Origin of the sequence: Vibrio clamense, from assembly GCF_050337905.1 — a bacterium.
Taxonomy (GTDB): domain Bacteria; phylum Pseudomonadota; class Gammaproteobacteria; order Enterobacterales; family Vibrionaceae; genus Vibrio; species Vibrio cortegadensis.
Genome location: NZ_JAKJTJ010000028.1, coordinates 33,333 through 53,270, shown reverse-complemented (window position 1 = coordinate 53,270; position 19,938 = coordinate 33,333). Strand labels below are relative to the sequence as shown.

Below are 19,938 nucleotides of genomic sequence, written 5' to 3'. Positions count from 1 at the left end.
GCTTTGTTTTCACCAGACAAAGCCCGTTACCGTTTACCACTAGATATCAGTTTAAGTGAATAAGCCTTATGTAAGTCGATAAAGCCGATAGCTGTCTCAGCAATACACATATACTATCCACATAAACTATCGCGTATCAACTCACCTATCTAAACCCCGACGACTAAATCCGCACAGGCGAATTCTTAACGCTTCGCTTTGCCTCGGTTCTGATGAATTTTCAACTTAGCCTTCATTTTGCGCTTGTCGGCTGAGCGTCCTTTTTTATGTGGCGTGCGATCTTCTTCAACATCGCCAAGCAAACTCGGTTCAAAACCAGCTAACCACTCTTGCGGTAAGCGAGTATCAAGTAGCGTTTCTACCGCCTCAAGTAAGTATTCTTCGTCCCTACTCATTAGTGATACCGCTAAGCCTTCGTTACCTGCTCGGCCTGTTCGCCCAATTCGATGCACGTAATCTTCCGCTTTGTAAGGTAATTCAAAGTTCACAACTTGTTCTAGTTGCTGAATATCCAGTCCCCTTGCGGCAACATCTGTCGCAATAAGAGCGCGTACTTTGCCTGATTTAAAATCATCGAGCGCTTTCTGACGTGCGCCTTGACTCTTATCTCCATGAATGGATGCTGCTTTGATCCCGTCCAATTTCAGCTCTTTGACAAGCACATCTGTTCCCTGCTTAGTCTTAGTAAAGACAAGAACTTGTTGCCAGTTTCGAGAGCCAATAAGGTACGCCAATAACTCGCTTTTACGTTTTTTATCAACGGGAAAGACAAGTTGCTTCACTTTATCTGCGGTGCTATTTGAAGGTGTGACTTGTATTTCAGTCGGATCACGCATCATATCGTGCGCTATTTTCTTTATCTTTTTATCAAACGTTGCCGAGAAAAATAAAGTCTGACGCTCATCGTTCATTCGACGAAGAATACGTTGGATATCAGGCATGAACCCCATATCTAACATACGATCGGCTTCATCAAGCACTAAAGTTTCGGTTTGGTTTAAAACAATGTTTTTCACAAAGAGGTGATCAATAAGACGCCCCGGAGTCGCCACCAAAATATCAGCACCTCCTCGTAGATTCTTTGTTTGAACATGCATACTCGTTCCACCATAAGCAACAACGACTTTAACATTGCTACCTTCGGCATAACTTTCTAAATTATCAAAGACCTGCTGAGCAAGCTCGCGCGTCGGAACCAAAATCAACGAACGAACCACTTTGCTATGAGACTCTCTATCCATTGGATTCTGGGATAAACGTTGAATGATAGGGAAACCAAAAGCGGCCGTTTTTCCTGTTCCCGTTTGAGCGCCTGCTAATACATCTTTTCCTGCTAAAACATGAGGGATTGCGCGCTCTTGCACGCTAGTAGGTTGCGAAAAATTCAGTTTCGCCAGTGTTGTGAGTATTGATTTGGAAAGACCTAATTGGTCAAAGGTAAGAGTGGTATCAGACATGAATTGCGCTCAAATATCAAAGAGGCGCGGATTGTAACAAAACTGTTCATCGCTTTCACGAATTACTGTGGTTCTTAATTACTGTAGTTTTTAGTTACTACCGTTCTTAATTGCTATGGTTTTTAGTTGCTATGGTTTTTAATTGCTAAAGTTCTCAATTGCTATAGCTGTTAGTTACCATCGCTCTTAGTTAACATGGCTCTTAGTTACTGAGCCCTTTAATATAGATTTAGCCAGCACATGATTGTGCTGGCTACAACGGTTATCTATTTATTTGCAAAAATGCTATCAGCAAGCTCTTCAACTGCCTGCTCATATTCGGATAAGTCGATGCCTATTTCGATTGCATCCAAGAGCTCCAAGCTCTCTTCATTGGTTGTTTGGTCACTCATTATTGACCTCCATTTCTTGTACACAAAATAGATGGGCTGTTAGTTCAGTGTGTGAAATCATCTTAAGACGACAAACCCATCGTTTATTTTTAAAAGCCACCGTGCCTTTATATCTACCTTATATGACAGTTTGCTAACGATCTAAAGATAATTCTCAAACTAATATGAACAACATCATAAGTAAACGTTTGCTTATGACTGTACTACCGTGCAACACAATGACTGTAAACAAAAAATTACACAAAGGAAATAATAATGTACAAAAGTGATTGCTTTGCACTTAATTATTCTTCAAAATGCGATAAAAGCAGTAGATACGACACACAAGAATGGCTAACCGCCAAATAAAAGTATCTACAACATCTTGAAATGTAAAATTAAGAATACACTCATGACATCAAAAATCTTTGGCAGTACTTTAATCATTGCTGGAACCACCATTGGTGCTGGTATGCTAGCTCTACCACTAGCATCAGCAGGCATCGGGTTTGGAACATCCCTCATCATAATGCTTTTTCTTTGGGGGCTAATGGCTTTCACAGCACTATTAATGCTAGAAGTCCATCAATACGCAGGTAGTGATGCAACTCTCCATACCCTCGCAAAACAGATTTTGGGTACGAAAGGAAAGTTTATTGCTAGCTTTTCCATGCTGTTCCTTTTCTACTCTCTCTGTGCGGCCTACATTGCGGGTGGAGGCGCTCAATTTACAGAACGTTTAAACAGCCTAGATATGGGTGTCGTGAACCAAACCTCAGGAACCCTATTATTTACTCTGCTTGTCGCAATGGTCGTGACTGTCGGAACAAGTACTGTAGATAAGGTAAACCGCGTACTATTTACATTAAAATTAGTCGCCATGGTGTTCGTACTCACCTTTCTTGCGCCAAATGTCACTGAGTCTTACCTTCTGAGTATGCCTATGCAGCAAGGTTTAGTTGTAGCGGCAATCCCAGTGATTTTTACCTCATTTGGTTTCCACGGCAGTATTCCAGCTATTGTGAAGTACTTGGGCGGTGAAACAAAAGCATTGAAGAAAGCGATCGTGATTGGCTCTGCTCTACCGCTGGTTATTTACATTTTATGGCAAATCGTCACACTGGGTGTGATCAGCCAGTCCGTATTAGTCAACAATTCAGGCCTAAGTGCGTTACTAAACACGCTTTCACAAACTGTACATAATTCCAACTTAGCGAACATTGTTGGGGTTTTTGCGGATCTTGCGCTAGTAACTTCGTTTCTAGGTGTGAGCCTAGGCCTATTCGAATACATGGGTGATACGCTTAACAAACAACAAGGTACGAAAAATCGAGTTCAGTCTGCTCTTATTACTTTTGTTCCGCCACTATGCTTCGCTCTCTTTTACCCGCAAGGGTTTATTATGGCACTTGGGTACGCTGCCATAGCACTTGCTATACTTGCTGTATTGTTACCTGCAGTCATGGCTCATACTGTAAGAAAAAATGGCAATAATGATCAGTTTTACCAAGTTAAAGGCGGTAATCTTTCATTAGTTTTTAGTGGCATTTGTGGCTGTGTTATCATTGGAGCTCAATTGTTAATAAGTTTTGGCATTCTAAGCCCGCTTGGTTAACTAGATTGAATTCACACTTAACTTTTAATGACTTAGATCACACTTATTAAAAGTCACTTACTGTGGGTTTCACAAGAAAGTGCGATAGAGCACATTAAAATGTGCTCTATTTCGTAAGAATGGCTCAATATAATTTTGCTGCGGAGCATTTATGAAGGAAGTACAATTTAGGACGATTGATCGCCTATTTATAAAGATGTCAATTAATGACAAGATGTGGGTGATATTTGCACTCTTTTTAGTAGCGTTGACCGCAACCGCTGGGGCTCGTTATTTCAATAGTATTGATCAAATTGAATCACAATCTATCACTGCTGCCGAATACAAACTGCAAGGAATGCTATCTAATTCAGATCTAGATGTTCTTTCCGCCTCTTCTTTACGTAAAAGTAACGGTGTGCAATCAACTCAATATACAAATGGTGTGGTTACCGTTAGTGCTACTCATTCTTCAGGTCAAGCATTTACCCTTACAGAAAATGTAAAACAACTTGAAGGCGATAAAAAACAACAGGCCTTAACTTCATTTTTCCTAACTTACCTTTGGGCTGTTCCTTTTGGTATTTTTGTGTACTGGGTTGCGACTTTCCTAGGTGGTGCTTTGTGGGTTCTATTTAGTACTACTGAAAAAATTGGGGCGGGTGATCTTACTTCGCGCTTAGGCTTCCACCCTGGACGTGATGAGTTTGGCACTATCGGTTGCGCATTAGATAAATCGATGGATACGCTAACTGAACTTGTGGTTAGCGTTAAAGAGAGTGCTGAAACACTTAGCAATACTTCATCTTCGTTTGAAGGCGAAATGAAGCAGAGCGAAGCACAAATCACCAATCAATATGCGTCTTTAGATTCAGTTGCAACGGCAATGGAACAGATGACAGCCTCAGCTCAGGAAGTCTCTAACATTGCTCAGCAAGCGACAGGACAAACCGATCAGGATGCTAAACATGTTGCTTCAAGTCACCAGCGTGTTCAGCAAGCAATTAATGAAATTGGCCAGCTGTCTCAATATATCGAGCAAGCGTCAAATTCAGTAGCAACCTTGAATGAAAACACGACTCAAATAAACGAAGTTATCACAACCATTAATGCGATTTCTGAACAAACCAACCTACTCGCATTAAACGCAGCCATTGAGGCAGCGCGTGCAGGCGAACAAGGTCGTGGTTTTGCTGTCGTGGCAGATGAAGTAAGAACTTTAGCGAGTCGTACTCAAGCAGCGACTGTCGAAATTCAAGCGATGATCGAGAAATTACAATCAGAAAGCCAAAATATTGCCAATATCACTCAGCAAACAGTTAGCCAAGCACATACAAGCAGCGACTTAATTTCTGATATTGGAAGTGATGTGAGCTCAATTGCGAATTCAGCAACCACATTAATGGATATGAGTATTCAAATCTCAACGTCTGCTGAAGAGCAGAGCGCAGTAGCGAATGATATTGCCGCAGAGTTAAGTGATATCCGAACTCAATCCAATACCCTGAAATCTGTTGCTGAACAATCTTCGGCTGGTATTTCGAACCTTACAAAAGCATCGAATTCACTCGGAGAAGTACTGAAACGTTACCGCACGGTTTAATCCGATCTAACGTTTGTGCCCATTACTAATAAAGCGCTCAGTGAGCGCTTTATTTTTATCTATTCATCTTCAGAATGTACTTCACATCGAGCAAGCAGTTAGACGAAGTTTACGTCTATGGACAACTTTGGGTACTTTCAACAACCTCAATAACAGCATTATTTCATTCCAATAACCAGTACTTGAATCGCGTCTCATTTTTTACACATAAATAAGTTTTTGTATGCTCAAAAGTTAGACAAAAGGAGTAATCTTAATTGATAAGGATTTTCCTTACTTTTGCTGCCAGGGATCCAATATGATAAAAATAAAACCAGAACTAAACAATGACGTTGTATGCCCGCTCTGCCACCATGACGAGTACCTACTATCAGAAAGTGGTGAAAAGTTTACATGTGGATCGTGTGGTTTTCATACCAAACAATTCAAATCTATTATCAAAAACAACCATCACCATTTTCAGCATCAACGCCAACACACATATGTATATCTATCTAACAGTGTGTATCACTAATCCAACTCTCAATTTCACCTAAGTGATGGATGTGTGTGACACTTGGCAAATCAACTTTTGTTGCAGACATTCCATTACATAGCTGGATTGTTTTCACTCCGGCATCAACACCTGCTTGCACGCCTTTTTTTGTGTCATCAACGTACAGACATTCTGATGGCAAGAAACCCATACTCATCGCAGAATACATAATTAGGTCAGGTTCTGGCTTCCAACTATTGGTATCAAACGCTGAAAATATTTTCCCATCAAAACTATCTAGTAGACCCGTTAAAGAGAGTGAATATTGCACTTTATCTTTTGGTCCATTTGATGCCACGCAAAACTCAATTTGATTTTTTTCTAAAAATTGAATAAGTGATCTAGCGCCATTCATTGGCTTCAACTCGGCTTGAAATAAGAGGCTAACTTGCTCTCGATACATTGGTTCTAAAACATCTAATGAAATATTTAAACCAACACGGGTATTAGTTTCAGATAAAATATCTGCCAATTTTCCACCCTGAAAATGCTCGATACTTTCATGAAGAGTTAACTCTGCCCCAAATGAAGTAAATACATTCACTAGTGCTTGGCAACAGAGCTTTTCACTATCAATTAGCGTTCCATCACAATCGAAAATGACACACTTTATTGAACTTGGCATTGCTCTCTTAGTCATAACTTGCCCTATATTTCGAACATTAAGTTATATACTATTTCATTCATTGGCATGATTCTGTGCATAGCTAACAGATTTATCTTGAGACCAAGTTTTGCTTTACAAAATAGAATATTGGTCACTGTATTGAGCAATAAATTGATCGTTCAGGTGAAATATTGACGAAAATACCAACATCAAATAAATATTCTATACTGCGTTTACGATTTTCGAGTTACCGTCTGGGTAGGTATTTCGAATTTTGACGAACTCCTCGATGTTTTCGAGCAACAAAGTGGTCAAATCAGGATCAAACTGCAACCCCTGTTCAGCTTCAAACCATGCAACGACTCTCTCGATAGGCCAAGCATCTTTGTAGCAACGTTGACTTAGAAGTGCATCAAAAACATCGGCAATCGCAGTGATACGAGCAAAGATATGAATATTTGTCCCGGACTTTTGTTGAGGATATCCATTACCATCCCACCTTTCATGATGCTCATTGGCAATAATGGCAGCTAAGTTCGTTAAGTCACCATTACTCGTCTTCAGCAGATTGAAGCCTACCGTGGTATGTTGCTGCATGATCTTCCACTCGCTCGCTGTCAATTTGCCTGGCTTGTCTAAAATAGCCTCAGGTACGGCAATTTTTCCAACATCGTGCATAGGACTAATGATTTCGATAATCTCAATTTCACGATGGCTCAAACCTTTCAGCTTGGCCAACAGAGCAGACAACATTGCCACACGCTTAACATGATTACCCGTTTCACCAGAACGAGTTTCAATCGCTTCGCCTAGAACATGGATCATCTCTTTTTGTACGCCAACGGTACGTTTTTGAAGAGAGAGAATTTTTGAGTTCTTCTTTGCCAGTTCACGCTTTTGTCTCAGCATGACAGATTGTGTAATGATAACTAGAAACAAAGAAATAATAATAATCCCAGCACCTAAAAGTAATCTGAAATTATCTTCAAGAAATGATTTTGGCTTATTTAAAATGACAACGGATTTAGGCAATAGCTCCTGCTCTATCCCGAACTTAATCATAACCTCATAATCAAATGTGAGAAGGTTGACATTAGGGAAGCTAAGAGCTTTAGTAAAGTTCATAGGAATATACTGATCAAGTGCTTGAACCGCTTCTACACCCATATTTTCGGAATGGTTCACGTACCCACCCAAAATACCGTTAATAATATAGAAATCCCAAAAGACAAAAACTGGGGCAGCACTTTTCTTACCAATCACAGATGAGATATTCTCATAAGTATGGTAGATGCCTTTATCTAATTCTGTATTAAAATGCGTTAATATCACTGCATCATCAGGCGACACTGTTGACAGTAAATCCCCTGCAGCATTCAACGTTTGATCTCTCACCTCGACGAGATTGACGTCTGGTAGATTAGATATAATCGGTAAAGCCTTATTTCTAATTAATTCCGAGGTCGTACTTCTGTCAGATAAATAATAAATATTCTTTATATCTTTTCTGTGTTTTATTATTTCAGATATATTTCCTTCGACATTATCTCGCTCATAAATAGTTGCAGTATAATCAGAGACGGAATCTAATCGTGCTGATAAATCATTTATGCCTACAGCAATAATTGGAATCGTTCTATTGGGGACGATATTCGTTTTATTTAATAAACGAACAGCATTATCATCAGTTGCGATTACTGCATCGAATGGGTATGCATTGTATTTAACTCTAAAGTAACGCTCTAATTCTTGATAGTAATCATTGGTGTTAATTCTTTTCGTATCAAGATATTCAACTGATACTTTGACAGGTGTTGACGCTAAAGACAGAGCTTTATCGATCCCATTTTGCAAATCACGAGTCCACTGATAGGAAGGATCATATGAGTGAATGATAAGGATCCGCTTGAAGGGATGCTCAACAGTTTTGGCTGCTTCTAAAAGTTGATTCACTTCAGCTTGAAGGAACATAGAAAATGCACTGAAAAAAGCCAACAAACTCATTTTCAATACAAATGACATTTTTTGAAGTACCACTTTAGAGGGAGAACTTTAATGATACTTCAAACATTACAATTGTTACTAGCCTTTACTGCTTCTCTACCCACACTTCACAATCATTAGTGTGACTTTGTTTCCAATAACGCCAAAGCTGGTAAGTAAATTTCTCGATGTCATCTTCATTATCATTGTGCCATGCTAAATCTGATATGAGACATTCAATATCATCACAACTAACCATTGCCGCAGCCACAGGCTCACCGGACTTAAAGCCAACATACAGTTCATGATCAGAAGATAGAATAATCTGAGTAAGAAATTCAATAATATTGGATTGGTCGCGATCCAATTTCCATTTCTTAGACTGGATTATAGAAAACATAATCGTCAGCCGATGAAAATCAACCAAGTAGATCTCATCAACCACATCATCCCCATGGCTAAGCATGGTATCGAGCTCTTGATAATGTTTAGTTTCTAAGCTTTTTACATACAGATCTCTACCCAACAAGCTTTCAGATGTTGGAAAGTCCACATCGACTTGCCCAAGTAACCAGTGGTTTTTCTTTTCTACGATGTTTGGCGTGGTTTTATTCATTCTTTTAATTACCAATAATTGTTTAAATTGCTGCAATTTAACGAAAGAAAAAGCCGTATTACCCCCAGATATCACAGCTTTTCGGTATGCATAAATTTGATTTTGGGGCTGAGCTACACGCAGAAAGAGCACAAAGACTCATAATTATAACTAACACTTTTATCTTCATCGTTTTGTACCTTATCTACATTGCATCTACGCTCAGTGGCAACACCATAGCAGGTTTTTATCTCTAAAACTGGACTAGACTCAACTGTTGAGGCTAAGGCTTTCAATTTTTTGGTTAATGTAAATCGACGACCTCCAATGTGGTAAGATATATTAATCTAGTTCAAATCTAAGGATTTATGATGAAGAAAATTCTATTCGCTCTTGGCCTTTCTGTTTTTTTGGTTGGCTGCTCTGACAACGAAGTGGGTGACGTATCTCTCGGCCTCTTCACAATGAAAGACATCAAAATAGAAAATCTCAAAGATGATATCGTGACAGGCGTAACTTGCCATATTGCCTCTATCGAAGCTGATTTTAGCCTCGCTGACCCGAGTGACAGCTCAATATCTTGCCGTCAAACAGGTGACATTACACCTGATATGATCGCGAAAATTGATAAAAGTAAATCCGGCGAAGTTGTCTTCAAAAAATCAAAAAGTATCTTTTTTAAATCGATGAAAGTTAGACGTATCTATGATGCTGACAACCAAACTTTACTTTACTTGTCTTATACAACGAAAGAAACAGACGGTAGTTTCAAACACAGCCTTTCGACTGTCCCACTTTGGGGAACGAAGGCTTATACTGAACCAACTGTGGCTTCAAATGTTCAATAGCTTGTTTTTATGATCTCTCTTGCGGTTGGTTGTAAGATAGCCAACCGCATCTATATGTAATAAAAATGAAAGTACTTTTGCCCTTTTGTGATATGATCCAGAAAATTTTCTAAGCCCCCTTTATTCATCATGAAGTTTCCCGGTCAGCGTAAATCTAAGCATTATTTCCCAACACACACTCGTGATCCACTTGTCAATCAGATGAAACAAGCTCCAAAATTGTATCGCCCGATTATTGTTGGTGTTGGTCAAACCATTGTCGATATTGAAGCTCGTGTAGATGATGAGTTCCTTGCTAAGTACGAATTGAGTAAAGGACATTCTTTGGTCTTAGAAGAGAGCAAAGCGGATGCTTTATACGATGAGCTCGTTGAACGCGGTCTTATTACACATCAGTACCCTGGTGATACAATTGGTAATACACTGCACAACTACTCAGTACTCGCAGATAGCAAGTCCGTTCTACTTGGGGTTATGTCGCGTAATATCGAAGTCGGTTCTTTTGCCTACCGTTATCTTTGCCGTACATCGTCACGCATGAACCTCAATAATCTTCAAACCGTTGAAGGTTCGATTGGTCGTTGCTATACATTGATCTCTCAAGATGGCGAACGAACATTCGCAATCAATGAAGGTGAAATGAATCAACTTCGCCCAGATAGTATTCCTGAAGATGTATTCGAAAAAGCATCTGCATTGGTTGTATCTTCATACCTAATGCGTGGTAAGCCTGAAGACCCAATGCCACAAGCTGTTGCTCGTGCTATTGAACTCGCGAAAAGCCAGAATGTACCTGTTGTTCTAACTCTTGGAACTAAATGGGTTATTGAAGGTAACGCAGAGTGGTGGCAAGAGTACATCAAAGAAAACATTTCAATCATTGCGATGAATGAAGAAGAAGGTGAAGCCCTCACTGGTGAGAAAGATCCTCTTCTTGCAGCAGACAAAGCTCTTGATTGGGTTGATTTGGTTCTTTGTACTTCTGGCCCTGTAGGGCTTTATATGGCTGGCTATATTGAGGATTCAGTTAAGCGCGAAACCGAACTTGCTTTGCTGCCGGGTAATATACCTGAGTTCAATAAATATGAATTCAGCCGTGCTATGCGTAAACAGGAGTGTAAAACACCTGTAAAAGTTTACTCGCATATCGGCCCTTACTTGGGTGGACCGCTTGAAATAAAAAATACCAATGGTGCGGGAGATGCTGCGCTCTCTGCTCTTCTTCATGATATGGCGGCAAATAGCCATCACTGTATGAACGTTCCTAATTCATCAAAGCATGATCAGCCTTACCTAACCTACTCTTCACTCTCTCAAATTTGTAAATACGCAAACCGCGTAAGCTACGAAGTGTTAACTCAGCACTCACCTCGTTTAGCTCGTGCGTTGCCAGAGCGTGAAGATAGCTTGGAAGAGGTTTACTGGGACAGGTAATACTGATTCAAATCAAACTTCTTTTATCTATGTAAATAAAGGCCACATAACGTGGCCTTTATTATTGTTACACGAAAAATATATGGTACAACAATCTCATATTGATCTAAGGCAGAAAGTTTATTGTTTTATTTCTTATAGTGTAGAACTCTAGAATTTTCTCTTTACATAATACGATATAGCCGTATCATGCCGACGCAAACGATTACGCAACTTGAGTAAGTGAGAATAAGGGGCATTTATGCTATCTGATATTGATATCTGTCGAGCAACAAAATTAGCGAACATTGAAGCGATCGCCACTAAAGCGGGGCTTCTCCAGTCTGAATTCCAATCTCATGGCCCTTACAAAGCAAAAGTCTCATTACAAACCATCAAACGATTAGAAGACAATCCTAATGGCAAATTAGTCTTAGTCACTGCGATAACGCCAACCCCTCTTGGCGAAGGTAAAACAGTCACGACGATCGGCTTGTCTCAGGGCTTAGCCCAAATTGGAAAATCTGTTATGGCCTGCATTCGTCAGCCATCTATGGGACCAGTTTTTGGCGTTAAAGGCGGTGCCGCTGGCGGTGGATTATCTCAAGTAGCACCGATGGAAGAGTTAAATTTACACCTCACTGGTGATATTCATTCTGTAACCGCGGCCCACAACCTTGCAGCTGCAGCAATCGATGCTCGTATTTACCATGAACAACGTGAAGGCTACCAAGCATTTGAACAACGTTCAGGACTGAAAGCATTAAAGATTGATTCGAATAATGTCTGCTGGAAGCGTGTTGTCGACCATAATGATCGTGCTTTACGTATAATTACCGTTGGTCAGAATGAACCTGGAAAAACGATTAACGGCTATCAACGCGAAGATGGATTCGACATTTCGGCCGCATCTGAACTCATGGCTATCTTAGCTCTTGCTGCGGATTTGAAAGATCTACGCCATCGTATTGGTAATATTGTTATGGCGTATGATTTAGAGGGCTTACCTATTACCGCTGAAGATTTGCAAGTCGCGGGAGCAATGGCAGTAACAATGCGAGATGCCATCGAGCCAACACTGATGCAAACACTCGAAGGCGTACCAACGCTAATCCATTCAGGGCCATTTGCGAATATTGCTCACGGTAACTCTTCTATTATTGCTGATAATATCGCTCTAAAACTCGCCGATTACACTGTTACAGAAGGCGGATTCGGTTCTGACATGGGATTTGAAAAAGCGTGTAATATCAAAGCACTAACATCAAAAATCTCTCCTGATTGTGCAGTCATCGTCGCAACATTACGTGGCTTGAAAGCGAATTCGGGTCTTTATGATCTCCGCCCTGGCGCGGCACTTCCTGAATCGTTATTTCGCCCTGACCAAAATGCACTAGAAGCAGGATTTGAAAACCTAAAATGGCATATTAACAACGTCAATCGTTATGGTATTCCTGCTGTCGTCGCCATTAACCGCTTCCCTCAAGACTCTGACGAAGAACTAAATGTTTTGAAAGAGATGATTGAGTCATTAGATGGGCAAGTTTCTGTCGCGATCAGTGAAGCATTTGAGAAAGGCGGAAATGGTGCAATTGAACTCGCAAATGCCGTCACAATCGCGTGCGAAAATGAGAAAAGCTTCAATTCGTTATATACACTAGAACAATCTATTGAAGAGAAGTTAATGGCGGTTTGCAAAATTGGCTATGGTGCAACAAGTGTCGAGTTTTCAGAGCTTACCAAGAAACAACTGCATCAGTTGACTGTACAAGGGTTTGACAAATTAGCGGTTTGCTTAGCAAAAACACCATTATCTATATCCACTGATCCTTCAGTAAAAGGTGCTCCTAATGATTTTACCGTTCATATTAGAGAGTTAAAATTATGCTCAGGTGCTGGGTTTATTTATGCTTTGTGTGGCAATGTAATGACAATGCCAGGTTTACCTGACAAGCCAGCGTTCATGGCTTTAGATCTTGATGATGAAGGTAATATTACAGGCTTAAGTTAAGCCATTTCAGTTATCACTAGTCATGCACGAAAGCTCCAGCAGTCAACTCGGCTCTGGGGCTTTTCTGTTTTGGTTCCTACTTGTATTGAAGCAAATTTCGTCCATTTACAGTGTAAAAACCAATAATACGGATTTGAGAAGAATACTAGCGCCCACACCTCCATTCATAAATCCACACAATCTGACACATTCACTCAAATATATGCGTACAACATCACATGAATAGCTCGCAAAACAATGTACCATATATCATTACTATGGTGAGGTGAAAACGTTGACATTTATATCAAAAGCAATCTATCAATTTATATTAATATTTATTGCATTAAGTATTGTGCCAGCTATTTATGTCGTAAAAGAGTATGACAACATTTATACAAAACACGCGCATGAAATAAATAAAACTAGCTTTTATCAACTTGAAACCATCTCAAATGACTTCAGTAAACTAATTAAAAGGCTCCATGCATCCACAAAAAACATGGCTACCTCTACTGTCTTACTTCAAGCACTACAAGAACCAAACGCTACAAATATAAAAGTGCTTCATGATGTTTGGGCACTTATCGCTGATGGGCAAGGTTATTTTTCAAAACTCCGCTTCATTAACAGTGATGGCATGGAAGTTTTGCGCGTTAATTATGATTCATCAGGGTCATTCCCTGTTGACGAACGCCACCTCCAGAATCAATCAAACCGTGAATTTTTTCAGTACGCAACGAGTTTGTCAGCTAACCAAGTGGGCATTTACTCCATTGATTTAGAAATGGAAAATAATACATTTTCTCAACCACTATCCCCTACTCTACGCTTTATCGTACCAATCACAGTTAAAGGTGATCGCTTGGGGTACTTCGTTGCTAACCTTAATCTCAATATCGTATCGACAACCCTTCATGCTCACCACCTTACAAATCGATACACTACCATTATCAATGGCGATGGTTACACTCTCCTTGGTGGCAAAAAAAGCACTGCATATGGACATTTAATTTCAGAAAGAGAAGGGGAAACTCTCAAAGTCACTCAACCTGAGTTGTGGTCTTTAATTCAATCAAATGAAAGCGGCAATTACTTTAACGGAAAACAGTGGACGACCTATTCTAAGATTTATTGTCCGTTTGATTTCTCTGACGACTCTCTTTATATGCTAGTGACTCATAAAAATGACGATTTTGTCTCAGCTTATAAGAACAATATCGAGGATTTTAAGTGGCAAGTCGCGGCTTTACTCTTTATTTTGGTTTTCATATCCATATCCTTTACCGTGTGGAATATAACCCACAAGAAAAACTGTCTTGACAGTAAAATAGCCAAGGCGGCAATGAATGGAATGTCCGCAGTCATCATTACTGACAAAAATAATCGTATAATTACTGTTAATCAAGAATTTACGAGAGTAAGTGGCTACACGTTAGATGAAGTAAAAGGTAAGAGCCCGTCACTGTTTAGCTCAGGGAATCACAATCAAGAGTTCTTTATTAATATGTGGCGTCATTTACAGACCGATGGTCAGTGGCAAGGAGAAGTCATCAATAAGCGTAAAGATGGAACCTTGATAACGGAGATTTTAAGAATTCAGGCCATTACAGGCAAAAACAATGTCATTAAATTTTATGTCGCCTCATTTGTCGATATTACAGAACGTAAAGAGTTAGAAAATAGATTAAGAACCTTAAGCGAAAAAGATCCACTTGCGGGGTGCTGGAACAGAAGAAAATTTGATCTCGAATTAAAAAATGAGTGTGCACGGGTGGTTCGTTATCCTCAACAGGCGAAGTCTTGTCTTGGCATCATTGATATTGACCATTTCAAACGAGTGAATGACAAACTCGGACATGATGAAGGTGATAAGGTGATTAAAGTTGTAACAGAAATCCTTCAAAAAGAGTGTCGCGAAACTGATTTTATCGCTCGAATTGGCGGTGAAGAATTCGGTGTAATTATGCCCCACACAACCACTTCAGAAGCAGAGATCGTTATGAATCGTTTACGTGTTGCGGTATTTCTACATTTTGAAGAAAAAATCACTATTAGCGGCGGGGTCACTGACATAATCGAGAGCTCAGAACGCACCTATAAATGCGCTGACATTGCTCTTTATGATGCCAAATCTTCTGGTCGAAACAAAATTGCTCTGTTTTCTAGTAGTGAGTTTGATCAAATCGCTTAATCAAGTTCTCCACCATATACAAGCCACATCCATCTCATATAAAAATGAAGCACCGCGATATTAATCGAGGCGCTTCATCTACGTTTCGTTGAATGTTTCAAGTAAAAGAAATTTACCTGAAATTAAACATTACAAACTTTCGTCCAACTTCCATCACTACCAGGAACTGAAGCGGTCCACCAATTAGCTTGATACACCACGCCTTGATGGATCAGTTTATCGCCTGTATTTGCATGGCTAGGGTTTCCCGCCCAGTCTTTTTGCGGAAAGTCCGGGTAAATTCCAACGCCAGAGCTCTCACAAGTTCCAGGGTTTGTTCCACCATTGTCTCCATCATTACCGTTATTAAAGTCACCTAGAGGTAAATCAGGCTGTTCGAACTTAAATGCGTAATCAACACCATTAACATTCACGCTGTAGTTCGCAGGCCCAGAAATTGGCAGGTAATAGACCATATCAAGTTCATAAACGCCACCTGCTGGAAGTTCTTTCCAAGCTGGCAATGTGAATGCAACACGGTGCATGGTGCCATCTAAGCCACCGATATTATCACTACGTGAGTGACCTGAAGCAATAACAGTCAGGCCCCCACCAGATTGGTCTTTGGCATTGTCTGGAGCGGATACTGGAATGTCAAACTGGAACTCTGTGCCACCAGGTAGAGCATGACCCGTATTATTAGTGAAGGTCACTTTAGGGTTAATTGGGTAGTTTTGATCACCAACTTTAAAGCCACCGACCGAAACCGCTATATCCACGCTTTCTGTTGGTATTGCGCCAGTCGCAACCTTATTTCCATACGGTGTCGCTGATTTAAATTTATCATAAATCGCTTTGGTCATGGTGTTACCCATATGGTATTCACCATTACCACTGGTACATGCTTGCTCAGTAGTATCAATACTAGTGCGATTTCCTGCGTTATCAAGGATATAACAGTTATAGTCCCCCGCGAGCTCCCAGAACATGATGCCGCCAATCTCTTTATCGATAACATAGTCTGCTTTCACATCGATAGACTGTTTATCTTCCGTTGAAAGGAATACGCCCTTCTCTGCATTCCACAACCAAGGGGCTACGGCTACACTGTCATAGTGACGAGCATAAGAACCAACAAATTTATCCGCGGGATCATTAACAGGATCAAGCTTATATGCGTCGGCATAAGAGCCCCAAATACCTTTCTCTAAGTTTTTAGCATGCCACATCGGGTTGGATCCCGCGCCCATTTCATTCCCTTTTGCGTCGGTATCGTGCCACATGTTATCGATACCAATTGCACCATTACCGCAATTGTTTTTCTCACCTTCTCCTGTCCCTGCCGCACACTCAGCTTGATTAGGAAGTGCCGCTCTGCCCCATAGGCCATTATCACCTCCTGTTACGTCCTGCCAACCACGAGTGTAATATGGAACGCCAATATTGATTCGTCCCGCAGGCATAGAACCTCTAAAGTAGTGGTAAGCCCAGTCTGTATTTAGATAGCCAATCCCGCCATATGCCGCCGTTCCGTAGACATTCCACTGTGCGAGTTCAGAATCCTTGCCTGTGTCATACAAAGCAGCATTGTGACCAACATGATCATTCCACGCGCCGTGCAAGTCATAAGACATAATATTGACGTAATCAAGGTACTTAGTGACATCAAATGTCTCCATCCCACGCAACAAATAGCCAGAAGACGGTGCGGCAATGGTTAACATATAATGATGGTCATCTTGCGTAGAAGCGACATCCAATTTTTCACGCAGCACCTTCATCAACTCTTGATAAGAAGCCCACAGATACTGTCGGCGTGGCTCCATAAATGCCTTATCATCAGGATTACCCGCTCCCGCCATAGACGTTGGGTACTCGTAATCGATATCTAGACCATCGAAGCGATACTTTCTCATCATTTCAACAGCAGAGGTTGCGAATGTCTCGATCCCTTGTTTATTGATCGAACCATCAGCATTCGTCGTCATAGTATAGAATCCGCCATCTGCGACTCTATTACCATCGGTGCCAAAATGTCCTCCTGTTTCAGCCCATCCTCCAATTGAGATAAGCGTTTTCACATCGTGCTTCTGTTTTGCAGTCGCAAGCGCACCAAAATGGCCTTTGAAACCTAGATTTGGATCGATCTCAACACCAGCCCACTCTTTGCCAACGGCAGCATTATTTGGATCATTAACGTCTCCAACATTCACTTTGCCATCAGAGCCGATACTCACGAACGCATAGTTAATATGAGTGAGCTGATCCCAAGGAATATCTTTTACAAGGTATGCGGCTTGTGGATCATCCCCCGAACGCCAACTGGTGAAATAACCAATCACACGACGTGGGTGATCAGCGCCCATAATTTCACGCCCCTCGTCATCATAAATCGTGCAGTATGGAACATTCACGCCCTCTGTTTGATACAAACCATCTGGGCGGCAAGTGTTAGCGACAGCATCTCCTTTCACTACCAATTCACTGATGAAGGAGTCAGTCGTTGCACCTTCGTTGTCTGTCGATCTTGCATATACTGCTAATGTACCCACTTTGACAGCCGTATAATCAAGAACATATGGGGCTTTTGCGGCGGTTCCGACAAGGAGCCCTCCAACAAAGAAATCTACTTTATCAATACTTCCATCTGAATCTTCAGCCGTAGCAGTCAAGGTGACGGTTGAATTAAGATCGATTTGAGAAGCAGAAAGGACAAGGCTAGCAGAAGGTGGAAGGTTATCAGAAGCAACTGGATTAACGGTAATCAACACAGAGCTCTCTTTACTCACTCCACCTTTGTCGTCATATGCAATGACGCTAAATAAGTGGTCTCCAACGGTTGAGGCCCAAGTTGCTAAATAAGGAGCAGAGCGGCTATCGCCTACAATAACGCCATCCACAGAAAACTCGACTAATGCGATACTTCCATCTATATCACTTGCATCAGCAGCCAATTGAACGACATCACCAGCCGTAATCGCGTCATTTATACTTGGAGATGTCAAACTTGCTGTCGGAAGCTGGTTAGGCTCTACAGGGCTTGTCCCTGAACACACATCAAGTAACTTCCACTGGGCATAATCACCAGAAAACTTTGTTGGATCATTATTTTGATTCCAGTAATTTGCTTGATATGCACTACCTTGATGCTGAACTTTTGCTCCGCCCGTATATACTTCTGCCGAATCCCAGACTTCCATAGCATTACAATCAACGGCTGCGTAGCTATTAAAAGCCATTAAGCAGGAAACTGTCAGTGTGCTAAGTGCAAACATACTCGTATTTGCTACTTTGTTTTTCAAACGCATAATACCTATCCCTTAACTTATTGTTCCACGTATTAAAAAGATATATTTAAGATGACAACGACTTAAATCGCTGCGTGAAGCAACTTTAGGCTAGATAGGTTTTTTAACACTTAGATTTATTCTGATTCACACATTCACTCGCAAAATGTTGTGTGAACAGTGCAACAACAGAGGCTTATTTTGCATCAATAAGAAATATTTCGAAGATTTTTTGCAATAAAAAACCACATCAGATTCGATGTGGTTTCGAGTTGAAGCATGACTAGTACTTCTAGGGAACTAAAACAGCTTTACGATTAAGCTTTGGATATTATTGCAGAGAACCAGAACATTAAAAGAGTAAATTTAATGGATTTTTTTTCCTCTTTTCATTTATAGCTCATATTCTGCAAATACTATAACTCATATTCTACAAATACATGGTTTATGCACCTTTCGGAGTCGAGTTGAAGTGACGTTTAAATTCTCTACTAAATTGTGATGAACTACTATAACCAACCAACCTAGCAGCTTCATTGACACGCTTTCCTTCAAATTGGATCAACTCTCGGGCTTTATTCAATCTTACTTTTTTCAAATACTGCAGTGGCGATTCTAAGGTGACAGAACGAAAAGCCTGATGAAAAGCAGAAATACTCATATTCGCTTCCTCTGCTAGTTCTTGTACCGTCAATGAATCTGAATACTCTTTATGGACTTTACTTAATGCCTTTGCAACTCGTGCGTAATGCCCATCATGGTGTGCAAGCTCAAACAACACGTAACCTTCAGAGCTTGTGAGTGCGCGATAAACAATCTCTTCTAACAAAGATTCACCAAGAACTTTGGCTTCAAGATCGTTATGTAAAGCGAGCATCATGCGTTTGCAACTCTCTAACATGTCGTTTTCCATCCGTACCGATTTCAGGCCGCAGTTCTCTTGCTTACACTGCCGCGTATTCTGAAAACCAAGTTCTTCTAGTCTTCGAACGATACGATTGAGGATCTTGGAATCAATGCTGATCGTTAACCCGAGCAGTGGTTCTTCATCTTGTGGCAAAGCTTCACACTCTAAAGGCATAGGAACACCTACAACTAGGTAGTCATCAGGCCCATACGAGACAGGTTGATTGCCTATATGAATATTCTTATGCCCTTGCCCCATGACAATGATGCCAGATTGATAGATAAAAGGCTGACGTTGATTCCCTAAACTGCTGCGATAAAAGTGAACTCCGGGGATCACCGTTTCACGAATACCTTCTAAATCATGCCATCCTTTATGATCCACAAAAGATTGCATTAACGCACCTAATTCACTCATACCGTACCTATCGTATATTCTGGTCAACTACAGACACAGATTACGACAATTATAGAAATAGGCAACAAAATTGGATGAATTAGCCTTTTTTAGCCATCAATGCCGTACTATTATGCACAGTATAAAGTCGTGTTGGATAAATACGACATAAGAATAAG

General features: G+C 40.6%; 13 protein-coding genes. 6 read left to right on the top strand and 7 right to left on the bottom strand.

Annotated elements, in window-relative coordinates; translation table 11 throughout:
• Positions 1-185 precede the first annotated feature (185 nt).
• Both L4C39_RS15960 and L4C39_RS15955 read right to left on the bottom strand, forming a co-directional pair.
• Positions 186-1,457, bottom strand: a complete 1,272-nt coding sequence (locus L4C39_RS15960; RefSeq protein ID WP_429746869.1) for a DEAD/DEAH box helicase — start codon at positions 1,455-1,457, stop codon at positions 186-188.
• A gap of 266 nt (positions 1,458-1,723) precedes the next feature.
• Complete coding sequence (locus L4C39_RS15955) at positions 1,724-1,849, bottom strand: hypothetical protein (RefSeq protein WP_017053126.1); 126 nt, start codon at positions 1,847-1,849, stop codon at positions 1,724-1,726.
• 391 nt (positions 1,850-2,240) lie between these two features.
• Here L4C39_RS15955 and L4C39_RS15950 point away from each other — a divergent pair, with 391 nt between their 5' ends.
• Together L4C39_RS15950 and L4C39_RS15945 are read left to right on the top strand one after the other, a co-directional pair.
• Positions 2,241-3,443 carry an aromatic amino acid transport family protein gene (locus L4C39_RS15950; RefSeq protein ID WP_017053127.1) on the top strand — a complete coding sequence of 401 codons (1,203 nt, stop codon included), beginning with the start codon at positions 2,241-2,243 and terminating at the stop codon, positions 3,441-3,443.
• Between the two features lie 151 nt (positions 3,444-3,594).
• Positions 3,595-5,025, top strand: coding sequence for a methyl-accepting chemotaxis protein (locus L4C39_RS15945; RefSeq protein WP_029203431.1), 1,431 nt, complete (start codon positions 3,595-3,597; stop codon positions 5,023-5,025).
• Positions 5,026-5,519: 494 nt separating this feature from the next.
• On the opposite strand, the gene L4C39_RS15940 is transcribed toward L4C39_RS15945, so the two are convergent.
• The 3 genes from L4C39_RS15940 to L4C39_RS15930 all read right to left on the bottom strand — a co-directional run bounded on the left by L4C39_RS15940 (position 5,520) and on the right by L4C39_RS15930 (position 8,766).
• Positions 5,520-6,200 (bottom strand): HAD-IA family hydrolase, encoded by a 681-nt coding sequence (locus L4C39_RS15940; RefSeq protein ID WP_429746866.1) that lies wholly within the window; start codon positions 6,198-6,200, stop codon positions 5,520-5,522.
• Positions 6,201-6,389: 189 nt separating this feature from the next.
• Positions 6,390-8,189, bottom strand: a complete 1,800-nt coding sequence (locus L4C39_RS15935; RefSeq protein WP_429746864.1) for an HD domain-containing phosphohydrolase — start codon at positions 8,187-8,189, stop codon at positions 6,390-6,392.
• A gap of 67 nt (positions 8,190-8,256) precedes the next feature.
• On the bottom strand, positions 8,257-8,766 hold the full coding sequence (locus L4C39_RS15930; protein WP_029203432.1) for a hypothetical protein: 510 nt from the start codon (positions 8,764-8,766) through the stop codon (positions 8,257-8,259).
• Between the two features lie 350 nt (positions 8,767-9,116).
• On the opposite strand from L4C39_RS15930, the gene L4C39_RS15925 reads away from it, so the two are divergent.
• The 4 genes from L4C39_RS15925 (at position 9,117) to L4C39_RS15910 (ending at position 15,190) form a co-directional block, all read left to right on the top strand.
• Entirely contained in the window at positions 9,117-9,593 is a 477-nt protein-coding gene (locus tag L4C39_RS15925; RefSeq protein ID WP_429746944.1) for a CreA family protein, read from the top strand.
• 129 nt (positions 9,594-9,722) lie between these two features.
• Entirely contained in the window at positions 9,723-11,027 is a 1,305-nt protein-coding gene (locus L4C39_RS15920) for an inosine/guanosine kinase (RefSeq protein WP_017053133.1), read from the top strand.
• A gap of 241 nt (positions 11,028-11,268) precedes the next feature.
• A complete protein-coding gene (locus L4C39_RS15915) occupies positions 11,269-13,017 on the top strand; it encodes a formate--tetrahydrofolate ligase (RefSeq protein WP_261889809.1) in 1,749 nt (582 codons plus the stop codon).
• Positions 13,018-13,291: 274 nt separating this feature from the next.
• A complete protein-coding gene (locus L4C39_RS15910) occupies positions 13,292-15,190 on the top strand; it encodes a sensor domain-containing diguanylate cyclase (RefSeq protein ID WP_429746861.1) in 1,899 nt (632 codons plus the stop codon).
• 122 nt (positions 15,191-15,312) lie between these two features.
• Here L4C39_RS15910 and L4C39_RS15905 read toward each other — a convergent pair whose 3' ends face one another.
• Both L4C39_RS15905 and L4C39_RS15900 read right to left on the bottom strand, forming a co-directional pair.
• A complete protein-coding gene (locus L4C39_RS15905) occupies positions 15,313-18,477 on the bottom strand; it encodes a chitinase C-terminal domain-containing protein (RefSeq protein WP_429746859.1) in 3,165 nt (1,054 codons plus the stop codon).
• 424 nt (positions 18,478-18,901) lie between these two features.
• On the bottom strand, positions 18,902-19,780 hold the full coding sequence (locus L4C39_RS15900; RefSeq protein WP_136995738.1) for an AraC family transcriptional regulator: 879 nt from the start codon (positions 19,778-19,780) through the stop codon (positions 18,902-18,904).
• Positions 19,781-19,938 lie beyond the last annotated feature (158 nt).